The 13,378-nt window shown below is 69.8% G+C and carries 12 protein-coding genes and 2 pseudogenes; 8 read left to right on the top strand and 6 right to left on the bottom strand.

Going from position 1 to position 13,378, the window contains the following annotated elements; genetic code table 11:
- Positions 1 to 496 precede the first annotated feature (496 nt).
- On the bottom strand, positions 497 to 1,105 hold the full coding sequence (locus tag ACFW1A_RS30180) for a hypothetical protein (protein WP_380414276.1): 609 nt from the start codon (positions 1,103 to 1,105) through the stop codon (positions 497 to 499).
- An 8-nt stretch (positions 1,106 to 1,113) separates the two neighbouring features.
- Here ACFW1A_RS30180 and ACFW1A_RS30175 point away from each other — a divergent pair, with 8 nt between their 5' ends.
- Positions 1,114 to 1,599, top strand: coding sequence for an ATP-binding protein (locus tag ACFW1A_RS30175; RefSeq protein WP_380414279.1), 486 nt, complete (start codon positions 1,114 to 1,116; stop codon positions 1,597 to 1,599).
- Here the strand turns inward: ACFW1A_RS30175 and ACFW1A_RS30170 are convergent.
- Entirely contained in the window at positions 1,535 to 2,026 is a 492-nt protein-coding gene (locus tag ACFW1A_RS30170; protein WP_380414273.1) for a hypothetical protein, read from the bottom strand. The two genes, ACFW1A_RS30175 and ACFW1A_RS30170, sit on opposite strands and share 65 nt — an antisense overlap.
- 525 nt (positions 2,027 to 2,551) lie before the next feature.
- Positions 2,552 to 2,866 carry a glyoxalase/bleomycin resistance/dioxygenase family protein gene (locus ACFW1A_RS30165; protein ID WP_380414270.1) on the bottom strand — a complete coding sequence of 105 codons (315 nt, stop codon included), beginning with the start codon at positions 2,864 to 2,866 and terminating at the stop codon, positions 2,552 to 2,554.
- Positions 2,867 to 3,175: 309 nt separating this feature from the next.
- On the opposite strand from ACFW1A_RS30165, the gene ACFW1A_RS30160 reads away from it, so the two are divergent.
- The 4 genes and pseudogenes from ACFW1A_RS30160 (at position 3,176) to ACFW1A_RS30145 (ending at position 7,907) form a co-directional block, all read left to right on the top strand.
- The gene (locus tag ACFW1A_RS30160; protein WP_380414268.1) at positions 3,176 to 4,462 is read left to right on the top strand and encodes a hypothetical protein; all 1,287 of its coding nucleotides are present in this window, start codon (positions 3,176 to 3,178) and stop codon (positions 4,460 to 4,462) included.
- Positions 4,463 to 4,711: 249 nt separating this feature from the next.
- The gene (locus ACFW1A_RS30155; RefSeq protein ID WP_380414266.1) at positions 4,712 to 5,248 is read left to right on the top strand and encodes a hypothetical protein; all 537 of its coding nucleotides are present in this window, start codon (positions 4,712 to 4,714) and stop codon (positions 5,246 to 5,248) included.
- Between the two features lie 239 nt (positions 5,249 to 5,487).
- Positions 5,488 to 6,393 (top strand): serine hydrolase, encoded by a 906-nt coding sequence (locus ACFW1A_RS30150; protein WP_380414264.1) that lies wholly within the window; start codon positions 5,488 to 5,490, stop codon positions 6,391 to 6,393.
- Between the two features lie 211 nt (positions 6,394 to 6,604).
- Positions 6,605 to 7,907 (top strand): annotated as a pseudogene (locus ACFW1A_RS30145) (IS701 family transposase).
- Between the two features lie 355 nt (positions 7,908 to 8,262).
- Here the strand turns inward: ACFW1A_RS30145 and ACFW1A_RS30140 are convergent.
- The gene (locus ACFW1A_RS30140; RefSeq protein ID WP_380414277.1) at positions 8,263 to 8,748 is read right to left on the bottom strand and encodes a hypothetical protein; all 486 of its coding nucleotides are present in this window, start codon (positions 8,746 to 8,748) and stop codon (positions 8,263 to 8,265) included.
- Positions 8,749 to 8,911: 163 nt separating this feature from the next.
- Between ACFW1A_RS30140 and ACFW1A_RS30135 the strand changes: the two genes are divergently transcribed.
- Positions 8,912 to 9,277 carry a hypothetical protein gene (locus ACFW1A_RS30135; RefSeq protein WP_380414262.1) on the top strand — a complete coding sequence of 122 codons (366 nt, stop codon included), beginning with the start codon at positions 8,912 to 8,914 and terminating at the stop codon, positions 9,275 to 9,277.
- Positions 9,278 to 9,642: 365 nt separating this feature from the next.
- Here ACFW1A_RS30135 and ACFW1A_RS30130 read toward each other — a convergent pair whose 3' ends face one another.
- Positions 9,643 to 10,209 carry a tetratricopeptide repeat protein gene (locus ACFW1A_RS30130; protein ID WP_380414259.1) on the bottom strand — a complete coding sequence of 189 codons (567 nt, stop codon included), beginning with the start codon at positions 10,207 to 10,209 and terminating at the stop codon, positions 9,643 to 9,645.
- Between ACFW1A_RS30130 and ACFW1A_RS30125 the strand changes: the two are divergent.
- Positions 10,184 to 10,315, top strand: a pseudogene (locus ACFW1A_RS30125) (AAA family ATPase); the annotation flags it as partial. The gene ACFW1A_RS30130 and the pseudogene ACFW1A_RS30125 sit on opposite strands and share 26 nt — an antisense overlap.
- Positions 10,316 to 10,450: 135 nt before the next feature.
- Here ACFW1A_RS30125 and ACFW1A_RS30120 read toward each other — a convergent pair.
- Entirely contained in the window at positions 10,451 to 10,999 is a 549-nt protein-coding gene (locus tag ACFW1A_RS30120) for a GNAT family N-acetyltransferase (protein WP_380414257.1), read from the bottom strand.
- Between the two features lie 536 nt (positions 11,000 to 11,535).
- On the opposite strand from ACFW1A_RS30120, the gene ACFW1A_RS30115 reads away from it, so the two are divergent.
- Positions 11,536 to 13,329, top strand: a complete 1,794-nt coding sequence (locus ACFW1A_RS30115) for a hypothetical protein (RefSeq protein WP_380414255.1) — start codon at positions 11,536 to 11,538, stop codon at positions 13,327 to 13,329.
- The last annotated feature ends 49 nt before the right edge of the window (positions 13,330 to 13,378 follow it).

Here is a 13,378-nt window from a genome sequence, read left to right as displayed (position 1 = left end):
GGATTCAGGTTCCAGTGCCCGCAAGGGCGTGGGGGTTCAACTCCCCCCTCGCGCACCACCAAGGCCGGCCGGTCCTACAAGACCGGCCGGCCTCACCACACCCCACACGACTGTGCATCTGCTTGCGGAGCAGGTCAGTGCCGAGTCACAGCATGCCGCGGCCATCCGCAAGACCTCACCCGGATACGCCCCGCCCCACTACCCGGGACAGTCGCCGCCGCGCTCCAGTCCCACCGCGACCCCACCCACCGGCTCGGACGAAGGCGGACACGGCCCGCCGCAACGGCGAACTGCTTGTCCAGCCGGACTCCGAACGCCAGGCGGCCCACCGCCACCACGAGCAGGAGGCCGACGCACCGCCAGGACACCGCTCAGTGACGGGCGATGGCCGAAACGGACGGTGGCCAGCCACACCCAGCCGACCCGCCACTGCCGCCACGGCACCGCCGCCGCCCGCAACCGCCCGGTCCGGGCAGCGGCCGCCGACGCCAGGAGGTCAGGCCGACGCCGGCCCCGTGCTCGCACGGCGCGTCAGATAAGCGGTTTGCAGCTTCGACGCCCGGGTCCGCCGCCAGTCCAGCTCCCAACCAAGGGGCGCGGCCAACTCCTCGACAACACCAAGGCCTGCGCCGCGGTAGACCGGAGGGGTCAACTCGAGTAGGTCGGGCAGAACCGGCGCAGGCTGGAGCTGCTTGCCCTTGGCGGCGGCCCTGGCCTCGGCCTTCGCCCGGTTCATCGCCTGCGCAGCACGCTTCCTGTCCGCCCGCTCACTACCCTCCCGCAGCGCCTCCCGGACCCGCCGCACCCAGGCCTCGCGACTGCCGTCGCGCTCCAACCGGTACTGGCGACGCGTCAGCACAACGTAACCGCCGATCTTGATCTGACCGCCCCCGCCCCCGCCGACTCCGCCAACATCACCGCCACCGGCCGACGAGGCCCAGAGCAGCAAACCGACCACAGCAAGAATCAGTACCGACCCGACCAGCAAGTACAGCCACTGGAACCAGAACTGCCACCACAGCCCGCTGCGCGAACGCGGCGGCAACGGCCCGGCCTCGCTCCCGGTAGGCCGCTGCAAATCCGCGGACATCTCGAACAGCCCCACGATTCCCCCTGACTCAGCACACCCACTCAACCCGCGCACACCCTACCGGGGCAGGCACAGCGCCGAGGCATGCCGCGATCGCGGCCCCCGAGCCCGCGACCGACAACACGCTCGAGGGTCTGGCCCAGGCCGCGATCGAGAAGGACCTGCGGCTCGCCTGGTTCACCCTGGAGACCCTCCCAGCCGCGATCGGCAAGTCGAAGGTCGACAGCTCGACCGCCCGCACGGCCGCCCGGATCTGCCGGGCCGTTCTCCTCGTGATCGACGACATCGGCCTGCTTCCGGTCGGCGAGGACACCGCCGAGGCGTTCTACCGGATCATCGATATCGATGCCGCATACGAACGCCGCTGGATCGCGATGGCCAGCAACATCCACCCGTCAAAAGCGCACGTGTGCCGACGAACCTGTGCCAGGTGCTGCCGAGACCTCACGGGTTCGATGGTGCCGAGGAGGTTGCCCAGTCGCCTCGATGTTCGCGCCAGGCGGTCCTGAGGGTCTCGAGCTCGGTGCGGGGGAAGTGCTCGCCCCACTTGCCGCGGTATGCACTCTCGCCGTACTCCCTCACGACCTCGTCGAAGCAGCGGACCACTGCTCGGGCGACGACGTCGATGTTCTGCTGGGTGGACCAAATCTCGGTCCCAGCGTTGTCGTGGTCACTGCCGCGGGCCAGCTCCAGTAGGCGGATCCATACGTTGGCGCCCTCACGGTAGAAGATCCATCGGAAGGCGGTGGGCTCGGCCTCGAACTGTGCTCGGCATTGGCTCTCGCCGACGATCAGCCGAGTGACGGCCGTCAAGAGATCTTCGGGGGCAGTGGTGAGATATGAGGCCGTGACTTCGGCCTCCGCCAGGTGGTCGCTGACGGTGCAGTCGGCCCAACCACGTCCGGACAGGACCCAGACGAGTCGCAGGTGGGCCATCCTCGTTCCCCTCCTTCGGTCACGGGTTTCCTTCACGGATCACCGAGGGTCCCTCCGAACGCATCCGAGTCTGGGGGATGACGAGTCTGCTGACCCGCAAATTCTCTGGCATGGTCGACGCTCGCCGATCGGGCAGGCGCCTGGGGTCGACATGGTCGGCGAGATAGATCAGGGTGGGTGGCTTGCGGGTCCATGCCGAAGACCGCGGCGACGAGCTTGAGGTCCATCGTGTTGACGAGGTCGACCAGGCGGGTGCTGCGGATCATCCGGGGCGGATAGCCGCAGTCGTCAAGGACATGGGAGAGAAAGGCGCTTGATGCCGAACGTCGCCCGGCTTTCGTGCCTTTGGTGATCACGACGTGGGGGTTGTCCGTCGGCCAGGCTGTCCGGTGGGTGAAGCATCGCTGCAGGCCACCCGACGGCCGCCCACCTGGGCATCTCAATGGCCGTTGACACAGCGGAAACGCACCCATCAGTCTCAGACCGACAACGGCCTCCAACGACCGTGGGAGCGATGGGCGGTGTTCAGGTCGCGTGGACCTCGATGGTGCGGCCGTCGGGGTCGGTGAGGATATGGCGTCCTGGGGTGAGCGGCGGGGTGGCCGTGCTGCCGTCGACGGCCAAGCCGAGGCGGAGGGCGTCCGTCTGACGGCCCGGGCGGGCCGGGTACAGCTCGAAGACCATGCCGCCCGGCAGGACGGCGGCGTAGTGCTCGGGGCCCTGGCCGTGCCGCTCCGCAGTGAAGTCGAGGCCGAGATGCTGGTAGAAGCGCCAGAACTCCTCAAGCTGCGGTGAGTACAGCACCAGCAACGTCACGCCGGCCGGACTCGGGTCGCTCATCGGTTCCTGGCTTTCGCTGATATCGACGGGGTTGCACCGTAACGCAGCGAAAGCCGAACGGGCTGGGCGAATTGTGAGGCTCTCCCGGGCCCGAGCGGCCTGCCCGAGGCGCCCGGGCACCGTCGACCGGTGTACCTGCCACGACGAGGAAGTGGCAGAGTAGCGGGCGCTGCATCGCGTGTCACCGGCAGCGCGGCGAGCCGTGCCGGTGACGTCGCGCCGTGATGCGGGGGACGGGATCCGGCACCTTGTTAGGGGGGACGAATGGTATTGAGCTGCGGCCACGACGCACCGGCGTACGGTGCGCCGGTGTGTGAGCACATCCGGGCGGCGACGGAGCCGGTCGACTACATCACCCGCTACACCGGCGTGGGCCTGGTCAACGACCGTGTGTGCCCGGAGTGCCGGGACCGGGTCGCCGATGGGCTGGCCGTCGAGACGGCCGTCATCTGCGAGGAGTGCTTCGACGTCGGCGAGGGCGGGGTGACGGGTGTGGTGGGGATGCCGGAGGTCCGCGAGCGCCCCACGGCGGTCGACCCGACGCTGCGGGTCACGCCGGTCCCGGCCGAGTTGGGGACGCTGGCGGACCTGGCCGCCGTCGACGGCGGGACGGCCCGGTGGCTGGCCCTGTGCGAGGACGGCAGGATCGTGCGCTGGGAGCCGGACGTCGGCACCTGGGCCGCGCTGGCCCGGGCGCACGTGGAAGTCCCGGCGGACGCCGTACCGTGGGCCGGTCGCCGGCAGGCGCGCCGTCTGCACGCCTCGCCCGACGGGCGGTTCGCCGCCGTCGTGCTGGACTACGGCCGGCACGGCGAGGTGTTCGACCTGTCGACGGGGACGAGGACCATGACGCTCGACGGCGGCGACTACCGTCCCGACACCGTCCCGTTCTCGCTGGCCTTCGCCCAGTCCCGCGAGCGGACCGTCCTCGTGCACCGGACCAGGTGGAACCGGCTCGACGTCTGCGACCCCGAAACGGGCGAGCTGCTCACCGCCCGCGAGATCGCACCCGCCGAGTCCGGCAATCCGCGGCCCCCGCACTACCTCGACTACTTCCACGGCGCTCTGCTGGTCAGCCCTGACGGCCGGCACATCGTGGACGACGGCTGGATCTGGTCGCCCGTCGGGGTGGTCACCACCTGGAACCTGACCACCTGGCTGGACGGGAGCCCGTTCGAGTCCGAGGACGGGGCGACCAAGGCGTCCCTGACCTTCTGCAACTACCACTGGGACCGGCCGATGACCTGGCTCGACGGCCACCGGGTGGCGATCGGCGGCCTGGGCGAGGACGACTACGACATCGTGCCGGGAGCAAGGGTCTTCGACGTCGAGCGGATCGATGACGTCCGGCGTCGCCCGGCAGCCGAGACAGCCGTCTTCGGGGGCCCCAGCGGCCGGTTCTTCAGCGCTGACGGCCTGCTCTTCTCAGCGGCACCGAACGCCCTGGAGGCCTGGGACCCCTCGGACGGCGCCCGGCTCGCTGCGGTCCCGGACTTCCACCCGACACACCACCACCGCACCGCGCGAGAGCTCGTCCAACTCGACAGCACACGGCTACTGCGCTGGCAGATCGACCCCCGCCTGACCACACGCTGACCCGCACCCCGACGAACCGTCCCCTGCGGCGCGCGGACCCCGGCCGGCCGGCCGCCCGCTCGCGGAGCCACACCCACGCCACGTCGAAACACCTGGACACCCGCGATGTCCTCGCCACCGCGGGCCGCGGACAAGCTTGGGGGACTGTTCGACACCTGCGCCGTTCCTGGGTGGCCCACGTCGCGGCACCGAATTCCTTGGCGCCGTCGACTGCGGGTGCGGCATGCTGCAGGTGAAAGGACGGTGGCCATGAGCGACCCCGGTGACGCACTGGACAGCCTGCGCTGGCTGGCGATCGAGCGTGCGTCTGGCCGCCACACCGGATCGGATCGCCTGATCGCCGTCGGCCTTGACGCTCTCCTCAGTGGAGTGGACTCGCCATCACTGCCACTGCTCGCCGGCCTCGGACGTGCTGAGGAACCCGAAGCTCCCGAGCTGTTCGCCAAGGTCCTTGAGGAGCTCGACCTTGTTCCCGACCTGCCCACCGACCATGAACAGGCGCTCTGGGCGATGGCCCGTTGGTGGGTTCGCCTGATCGTCAGCGGGAAACTCGACCCCCTGACCGGCGCGGACCTCATCTGGTGGCGTGTCGCGATGGAATTGGACTACCCCGAGGAGCTCCAAGAACTCGTCGACGGAGCCATCAACGGCGACGACTGGAACGAGAATTGGGGCATCCCCTTGGAGCAGATCAAGAGCGACATTGTCCGAGCCGCCCACGCGCTCGTGGCGGAAGGCGTGAACGACATCGCTCACCCCACCTCAGGCGGACGAGCCGAGAGGTAGTCCGCCCAACTGTCCTGGACGAAGCCGGCCCAGGCGTGAGCGTTCCTGACGCAGACGCCGAACAGGTTGCTGACACCGATTGGTGGCAGCTCGCTCACAGCTTCGAGCATCGCGGTATCGCGGTACCGCGGTACCGCGGGCGACGAAGGTGGGAGGTCGTACTCCTTCAGAAGAGCACGAACCTAGTACTCCAGTGCGATTTCGTGATCTCGCGCTGGGGTGCTGACAGAATCGACGCCATGACGGACGACATTCGAGAGATTTTCGAACAGGCCGGCTGTGAAGGCGCATTATGCGTCCAGCCGTTGGAAGGCGACGCCGAGTTCGGCCTGCATGCTGATGAGCCCGTTGTCCCGGCCTCGGTGGTCAAGGTGCAGGTCGCGCTGGAGGTGGAGACCTCGTTCGCTGAAGGACGGTTAGACCCGTGCGAGCGGGTGACGCTGGGTGCCGGCGACCGGACTCCCGGCCCGGTCGGGATCTCGCTCTTCAACGACGATGCCGTGCTCTCATGGCGGGACATGGTCGTCCTGATGCTCACCATCAGCGACAACCACACCACCGACGCGCTGCTGCGGCGAGTCGGCGTCGACGCGCTCAACGCGACAGCGATGCGGCTCGGGCTGACCGGCACTGTGATCGAGTCCGACCTGCAGACCATGCTCGACTCCATCGGCGAGGACCTCGGCTGTGCCAGTTGGAAGGACTCGCTGGCCTGGGCCGCCGGCGCATCGGCGGAGGAGATGGCGCACGCCGACGAGAGGCTCCTTGCCTCCCGTGCCTTGGACCCGTCGCAGGGTACCCGAACCACCCCTCGTGACATGGTCGACCTACTGCGGCTGATCTGGACGGACGAGGCGGGCCCAGCCGCCGCGTGCGAACGTGTGCGCGCCGTGATGGCCAGGCAGTTGACTCGGCACCGGATCGCGAGCGGGTTCCGGCTGCCAGTTCGGGTCGCGGCCAAGAGCGGCAGCCTGGTCGGCGTGATCCGTAACGAGATCGGCGTGATCTCCTATCCCGACGGTCGCCGATATGCCGCCGCTGTCTTCACTCGATCCCGGCCTGGCTCGGACGATGCCGCGATCAGCCGCGCCATCGGCGCCGTCACCGCGCAGGCCGTCACCGCGCTACAGGACACAGGTGCCTGAAGTTCTTCTGGCATCAGCTGCGGGCACGCAGGCTTCCAACCGGCAATGCAGGTCCATGGCATAGGGCTGAGCGCGTCCACCCGTACGAGACAAACAACCGAGCCGAGTGAAAGTGGCAACGGCCACCGCGTGATCATCAAGGGTTGTGTGGACTCCTGAAGATCGTGCGGTGGCCGAGGGGCGCAACATAGACGCCGCCCACTGGTGGGCGATGTTCGACCAGGCCACGGCCCAGGTCGCGGGCCGGTTCAAGCGGGTGGAGCCGCGGGCGACTGCCCGTGCCTTCGTGCTCGCCTTGCTGTCCGGCGTCGAGCGGAAGAACTGCTGGCGTTTGGCTGAGCAGGCCGGCAATGCCCGCCCCGGGCCGATGCAGCGGCTGCTGCGAAGCGCCAGTTGGGACGCGGATGCGGTCCGCGACGACCTCCGGGCCTACGTCCTCGAACACCTCGGTGCCGACGACGGGGTCCTGATCGTGGACGAGACTGGCTTCCTGAAGAAGGGCACCGCCTCGGCCGGCGTGCAGCGGCAGTACACCGGCACCGCCGGCCGGATCGAGAACACGCAGCCGGATCGAGAACACGCAGGTCGGCGTCTTTCTCGCCTATGCCTCTCGCAAGGGGCGGGCGTTGATTGACCGTCGGCTCTACTTGCCCGACGCCTCGTGGTGCCAGGACGCCGAGCGCCGAACCCGCGCTGGGGTGCCCGAGCAGTCCCAATTCGCCACCAAGCCCACGCTGGCTGGGCAGATGATTGCAGCAGCACTGGACGCCGGAGTCGGCGCCGCTTGGGTGACCGGCGACGAGGCCTATGGCCAAGACCCCGGCCTGCGCGCCCTGTTGGAGTCCCGTGGGATCGGCTACGTCCTGGCCGTCGCCTGCAACACCCGGGTGAGGATCAACCAGGGACGGACGGCCGCTCGCGCGGATGCCGTGGCCGACCGTCTGCCGACCTCGGCCTGGCACCGGCAAAGCGCCGGGGCCGGGGCGAAGGGGCCGCGCTACTACGACTGGGCCTGGGTCGAGATCGGGGACGACGGGCGCAGGCACCTGCTGATCCGCCGCAACCCGAACAGCGGTGAACTCGCTTTCTATCTGTGCTGGTCCCCGGGGCGAGTGCCGCTCTGCGAGCTGGTTCGGGTGGCCGGGACCAGGTGGTGCATCGAGGAGTGCTTCCAGGCTGCGAAAGGCCAGGTCGGCCTGGACCACTACCAGGTCCGCCACTGGACCGCCTGGCACCGGCACATCACCCTGGCCATGCTCGCCCTGGCGATCCTCGCCGCCCTCGCCGCCGACGCGACGCCGACGAGACCGGCCCAGCCGAACAGGCCCACCCGCACCACCGACCCGATCGACCTGACCGTCCCCGAGATCCGCCACCTGCTCGGCGCCCTGCTGAACCCGCCCCCCGTGTCCCCGCACAGGCTGCTGCACTGGTCAACCTGGCGCAGACGCCACCAGGCCGCGGCCCGGCGCAGCCACTACCGGCGCCGACTCGCCGAACCTGCGACCGAATAGATCACGAAGTCGCACTGGAGTACTAGAAGACAGTTCGGGGGCCGGCTGGGCGGTCCGGCCGGGCCCTGATCGGCCAGAGCTCACCGCAGACCCCGCGGAGCCACAGTCGTGCCTTGATAATGACCGACCGATCCGTTCGCGTTGCGGCTGCGTGGGTGTCGGCCCGCGCAGCACACGGTCCGAGCGCATCCGCCCCAAGACCTCGACGGGCAGCCCGTCGAGAAGGTGGGCCATGCGGGGCGTCATCATTCCCCCACGGCTTTCGTGTTGATCGCGTGCACGACGTTCGACCCGTTCATCAGCGATTGAACGGCACGGCTGATGGCCTCGGAGATGAACGGCAACCGTCGCTCCGTCAGACCGCGAGCTGACGGACCCGCCCGGGGTCGAGGTGCAGCTCGTAAGGGGTCGAGCAGTCGCTGACCTCCGTACCCACCGGGGCACCGCACGGGCACCGGCGGTTCATCCCGCCCCGGCCCGACAAGCCGCAACAGCCGACATCGTCGAAGCTCGGGGCACGGACCGGTTCCAGGCCCGGCGCGTCGCCGGGATGAAGAACCACAGTCCCTCGCGGCCCTGCCGACACCAGGAAGTCGTCACCGTCCGGATCGCCAACGCAGGGGCCGCCCGGGAAGATCGCCACCGGGTCGTCGCACGGGATGAACGGTGCGCCCCAAGGCTCCGGTTCCACCGCGAAGCTCCCCCGCGGCACGGTGGCGGACGCCGTCCGCGTCCCTTCGTCCTTCGCATAGCCCTGGTCCATCGGACGAACGGGGATCTCCGCCAACTCGGTCAACGGTCCCGTGATCGCCGAACCACAGGCCACGCACGCGAACACCATCACTCGCAGTTCTTAACACTCCCCGAGGAACCCGCCAACCCAATTTGGCCTCCCAGCACGGCACTCAGGCCCAGCAGGTCGGGCCGAAGCATGAGGATAGAAAACTCCGCGCGGGGCCGTCGACACCCCGCGTACGCTCCGGTGCGACGAATGGGGAGCGGCGATGGAGCGGGTGGTCGACCTGGACCAAGTGGCGATGGAGGTAGACGCCCGGGTAGCGGCGTGGCGGGTCGGCGGGCTGACCGTGGGTGAACTGACGTGGCGTGATCATGCGTTCCCGTGGGCGCAGCAATTCCTGACGGACCGGGCGCGGGTGGGCGACCCCGACTCGGTGGGAGTCACGCTCGCCCGCGGGGAGGACCAGGTCCTGGAGGTGGTCCTGTACCGCGGTGGCTGGGCCGATGTGGGCTTCTTGTCCGGTGACGACGGCGGAGCCCTGCCGGCCAATGACATCACCTCCGCAGCGGACTTCGGTCGGCGCCTGGACGGCTGGGTGTCCCACGTGTTCAGCGCTCGCCCTACGGGCTGATGCACCCTCGTCCCTCACTGTCCGTCTCCTGCGCGGCCCACTCGGGGTCGTGCGCCGTAGCGCTCGTCCCCACCCGCTGCGGCATCGCGGTACATCTGGCGGACCTCGGCAGGCTCGCCGCCGAGGAGCGCCCGATCGGTGCGGCCATCGCAGTCGGAGCTGGCGCGAACGCGCCAGTCTCGGACGATGCAGGCTGAGATGAAGGCCTGCCCGGTCGGGAGGAGCGCCACCGCGCCTGGCGCCGCCCGATGTTGATCAGCGGTGAGCCCTGGAGCACTGTGGAGCGCTGCCCCACAGCCGGCCAGCATGATGAGAAGCACCGTAGAGGGCGTTGGGCCGCCTGATCCGCTCCGGGACTCCTTCGCTCAGCAGGCCGCTGCGCGGAAGCGGTCCAGGTTGCTGCGGACCACGAGGGTCAGCCGGTGCTCCGGGCCCAGGACGCGCAGGCAGTCGCTGAGCAGGGGTTCGTAAGCAGCGGTGGCGGCGGACGGGTTTCCGGCCTCGCCGAGCCAGCGGGCGAGGCTGTGCCGGGTGGAGAGCGTGCCTTCGTCGTCGGGCCCCTGATACTTCAAGCGGTCGGCGAGGACCGGGCCGAGCACGGCGGTGGCCGCGGCGTGCTCGCCCGCGAGGCCGAGTTGGTGTCCGTGGTTGTGACGGGCGGTCAGGGTGTTCGGGTGGTCCCGCCCCAGGTGGCGTTCGTTCCCGACGGCCACCCGGCGGAACGCCTCGGCCGCGCCGGCAGCGTCGCCGACGGCATCGAGGGCCCGGGCGTGACTGTCGAGGATCAACGGGAGGCTCGGATGGTCCGGGCCGAGGATTCGCAGGTAGTCGGCGGCCACGCGCCCCAGCTCGGCGGCCGCGCCGGCCGGATCGCCCGCGCGGCCGCGCCAGGCAGCGAGCTCTGCCACCGATCCCCGTCTCTGCGCGGCCATCGTCGACCGCCTGACCTTCAACGGCACGATCATCGAGACCGGCACCGACTCCTACCGGCTCGCCTCCACCCGAGCCCGGGTGGAGGAACCCGCCAAGGCCGGCTGACACCTACGGGCCCCACCCTCGACGCCCGCCGCCCTCAGGAGCGGCGCGCCGTCCCACCCCATCTTGAACCCCGCTTGATCTCCTCGCGCTCACGCAGCTTCATCGCGATGAGTGCGGACACTGCCCAGCACGACCTCAGTCGGACAACGCGACCGGGGACCAGATGCCGAACCACTGCTCAGCGCCCCAATCCTCATACCGTTGTACCTCGGTGAACCCCAGCTTCGCCGCGAGGCGCATCGAGCGTTCGTTGGCGGTCTGGGTGGTGAGCACCACCGGCTCGCCGGGCAGCGCTTCGGCGCACCAGTCGAGTGCCGCCGCGCACGCCTCCGTGGCATACCCGTGTCCCCACGCCTGCGGCAGGAACATGTAACCGAGCTCGACCTCCGAGGCCCCGGGGCGGACGTGAACCGGATGCTCCGGATCGCGCCGCTCAAGCGTGACGATCCCGATCATCGCCCCGTCGAGATCGACCACGAAGAGGCCAGGGCGCCGCTTGGGTGTCTCGGGCACCGCACGCTCGAACTCGTCACGCTGTCGAGGGCCGCCGATATAGGCGCCCACCTCAGGTGAGGTGAACACCTCGATGACCGCCGCACGGTCGCGGGCCTCGGGCTCACGGAGCACGAGCCTCTCGGTCTTGATCGAGGCAGGTGGCCAGGCGACGGGTCCTAACTCAGTCATGCAGGCCAGCTAATCAGCAGGCTCGGTAGCGATCAAGACTCGCGGACCGATCACCCCACCTGCCCAGGCACGTCCTTCTTCTCTCACATCCCCTCCAACGAGCCACAACCCGCACTACTTCGCTCTGCGGTCTCAAGGACGGGAACTGACGTCATTTCTCGTGAACATCCACGGCCCGCCGACCGCCCACCGCCACCCAAACGGATGGACAAACGCTGCTGCTTGAAGTGAACGAAGCCACCGGGCCGGCCGCCGCCTGGAAGCTGTGCGGCCGGCTGGGACGTGGTGTGGAGCGATGCGGTCCGGACCCGGACTCGACGCCGTCGCCGTCGCCGGCCGCGCCGGTGGCCGGGCCCGCGGGCGGCCGAGGCTCCCGGCTCCCGGCTCCCGGCTCCCGGCTCCCGGCTCCCGGCTCCCGGCTCCCGGCAGAAGTATCGCCGCCCGCAGTTCTGCTGGGGCAACTGCCTGGTTCGGCGTCCGGGCGCAGTGGTCAACTGGCGCCCGTCCCTCCTCCCCTTCCCTTGGAGCACAGCCCAGTGAGGCTCAGAGACACCCTGATCATCGCGTTGGCAGCGGCGATCCCGGCCCTAGGACTCGCCGTGCCCGCCTCGGCGGCCGGGTCCCTCGCGCAGTCGCCGTCCCAGTCCACGTCACAGTCCGTGTCGGCGCCGCCGATCGCCGCGATGCGGTCGGCCACCGCCACGACCCGCAGCGCCACCACCAAGGCCACCGACAGCACGGTCGGCACGGTCAACGCGGCGGCGACCGGCCCCCTGATCTCCCACGGCGGACCGGTGCAGACCGCACCGAAGGTCTACCTCGACTTCTGGGGCTGGAACTCCGACCCGGCGGGCGTCAAGGCCACGATCCTCAGCTTCTACATCCACATCGGCGACAGTCCGTGGCTCGCCACCGTCGGTCAGTACGGGGCGGGCTTCCAGCCCGGTCTGCTCGCAGGTGTGTGGTCCGACCCGACCGGCCCCGCGATGTCCCAGCCGGCCCAGGCCGACATCGCCGCCGAGGCCACCCGCGCCGCCTCCGCCATGGGCGTCACCGCGAGCGTCAACGCCCAGGTCGTCGTGCTGTTGCCGACCGGCCACGAGTTCCCCAACGCCTTCACCCAGACGTGCGGCTGGCACTCCGTCGCCAACGGGAACCTGCCCTACACCGCGCTTCCCTACTTCGGGGACGACAGCACCCATGGCTGCGAGGAGAACCTGTACTCGGCGGACGGCACCTACACCATCGTCGCCGGGCACGAACTGACCGAGACGATGACCGACCCGTATCTCAACGCGTGGACCACCGGTGACCTGAGCGGCGAGATCGCCGACCTCTGCGCCTGGCAGAACGTCGGCCAGCAGAACGCCAACGACGGGGCCTACTACCTGCAGTCGCTCTGGAGCAACTCGTCGAACGGCTGCACCCAGGCCTCCGGCGCATGGACCGGCCTGACGAACGACAACGGCGCCCCGCCCCCGGGCACGGCCGCCGGCGCCTCGCCGACCGTCTCCTCCCTGCAGCCGGGCCGCCTGGACGTGTTCGTCCGGGGTGCCGACGGCGCGATCTGGCACCAGTACTGGGACGTGAACGCCTACTTCCTCAACGCCAACGGCGGCTGGAGCGCGTGGGAATCGCTCGGCGGCAACCTGGCTTCCAACCCGACAGCGGTCTCCTGGAGCAGCTCCCGACTCGACCTGTTCGCCACCGGCACCGACGGCAACATCTACCAGAAGTACTGGACCTCCGGCGGCGGTTGGACCGGTTGGCAGAACTTCGGCACCCCACCGGGCGGCGTGGCCTCCGGCGCCTCTCCCGCCGTCACCTCCTCCGGCAACGGCCGCCTGGACCTCTTCGTCCGCGGCACGGCCGGCGCGATCTGGCACATCTACTACAGCGGGGCCTGGAGCGGCTGGCAGTCCCTCGGAGGCTTCCTCACCTCCGACCCCACCGCCGTGGCGCAGAACGCCTCCCACTACGACGTGTTCGCCCTGGGCGGTGACGGCAAGATCTGGCACGACTCCTGGACCGGCGGCGCCAACTGGAGCGGCTGGACGCAGGACGTCACCACCCCCTCCGCCGGCATCGCCGCCGGCGCCTCCCCCACTGTCGCCACCTGGAACGGCGTCTCCGGGGCCCTGGAGCTCTTCGTCCGCGGCAAGGACAACTCCATGTCCTACAACCTCTACAACGGCTCCTCCTGGGGCGGTTGGGGGGCGCGCGGCGGCAGCTACACCTCCAACGCCGCCGCCATCAGCCCGGGCCGGGACCAGATCGACTGGTTCGGCGTCGGCACCGACGGCAGGATCTGGTCCCAGTTCTGGGCCTGACCGCCAGCGAGCCCGGGTCCGGACGCCGTCCGGTCCCGGGCTCGCGCAC

This window comes from Kitasatospora sp. NPDC058965, from assembly GCF_042741245.1.
Classification (GTDB): domain Bacteria; phylum Actinomycetota; class Actinomycetes; order Streptomycetales; family Streptomycetaceae; genus Kitasatospora.
The sequence above is the reverse complement of the archived record's forward strand: the minus strand, read 5'-3'. Positions and strand labels throughout refer to the sequence as shown.

Bases quoted from the DNA above. Each gene is read 5' to 3' on its own strand.
- ACFW1A_RS30155 (WP_380414266.1), top strand. From the start codon at position 4,712: ATGAGCGACCCCGGTGACGCACTGGACAGCCTGCGCTGGCTGGCGATC.
- ACFW1A_RS30140 (WP_380414277.1), bottom strand. From the start codon at position 8,748: ATGGTGTTCGCGTGCGTGGCCTGTGGTTCGGCGATCACGGGACCGTTG.
- ACFW1A_RS30165 (WP_380414270.1), bottom strand. From the start codon at position 2,866: ATGAGCGACCCGAGTCCGGCCGGCGTGACGTTGCTGGTGCTGTACTCA.
- ACFW1A_RS30130 (WP_380414259.1), bottom strand. From the start codon at position 10,209: ATGGCCGCGCAGAGACGGGGATCGGTGGCAGAGCTCGCTGCCTGGCGC.
- ACFW1A_RS30135 (WP_380414262.1), top strand. From the start codon at position 8,912: ATGGAGCGGGTGGTCGACCTGGACCAAGTGGCGATGGAGGTAGACGCC.
- ACFW1A_RS30150 (WP_380414264.1), top strand. From the start codon at position 5,488: ATGACGGACGACATTCGAGAGATTTTCGAACAGGCCGGCTGTGAAGGC.
- ACFW1A_RS30120 (WP_380414257.1), bottom strand. From the start codon at position 10,999: ATGACTGAGTTAGGACCCGTCGCCTGGCCACCTGCCTCGATCAAGACC.
- ACFW1A_RS30170 (WP_380414273.1), bottom strand. From the start codon at position 2,026: ATGGCCCACCTGCGACTCGTCTGGGTCCTGTCCGGACGTGGTTGGGCC.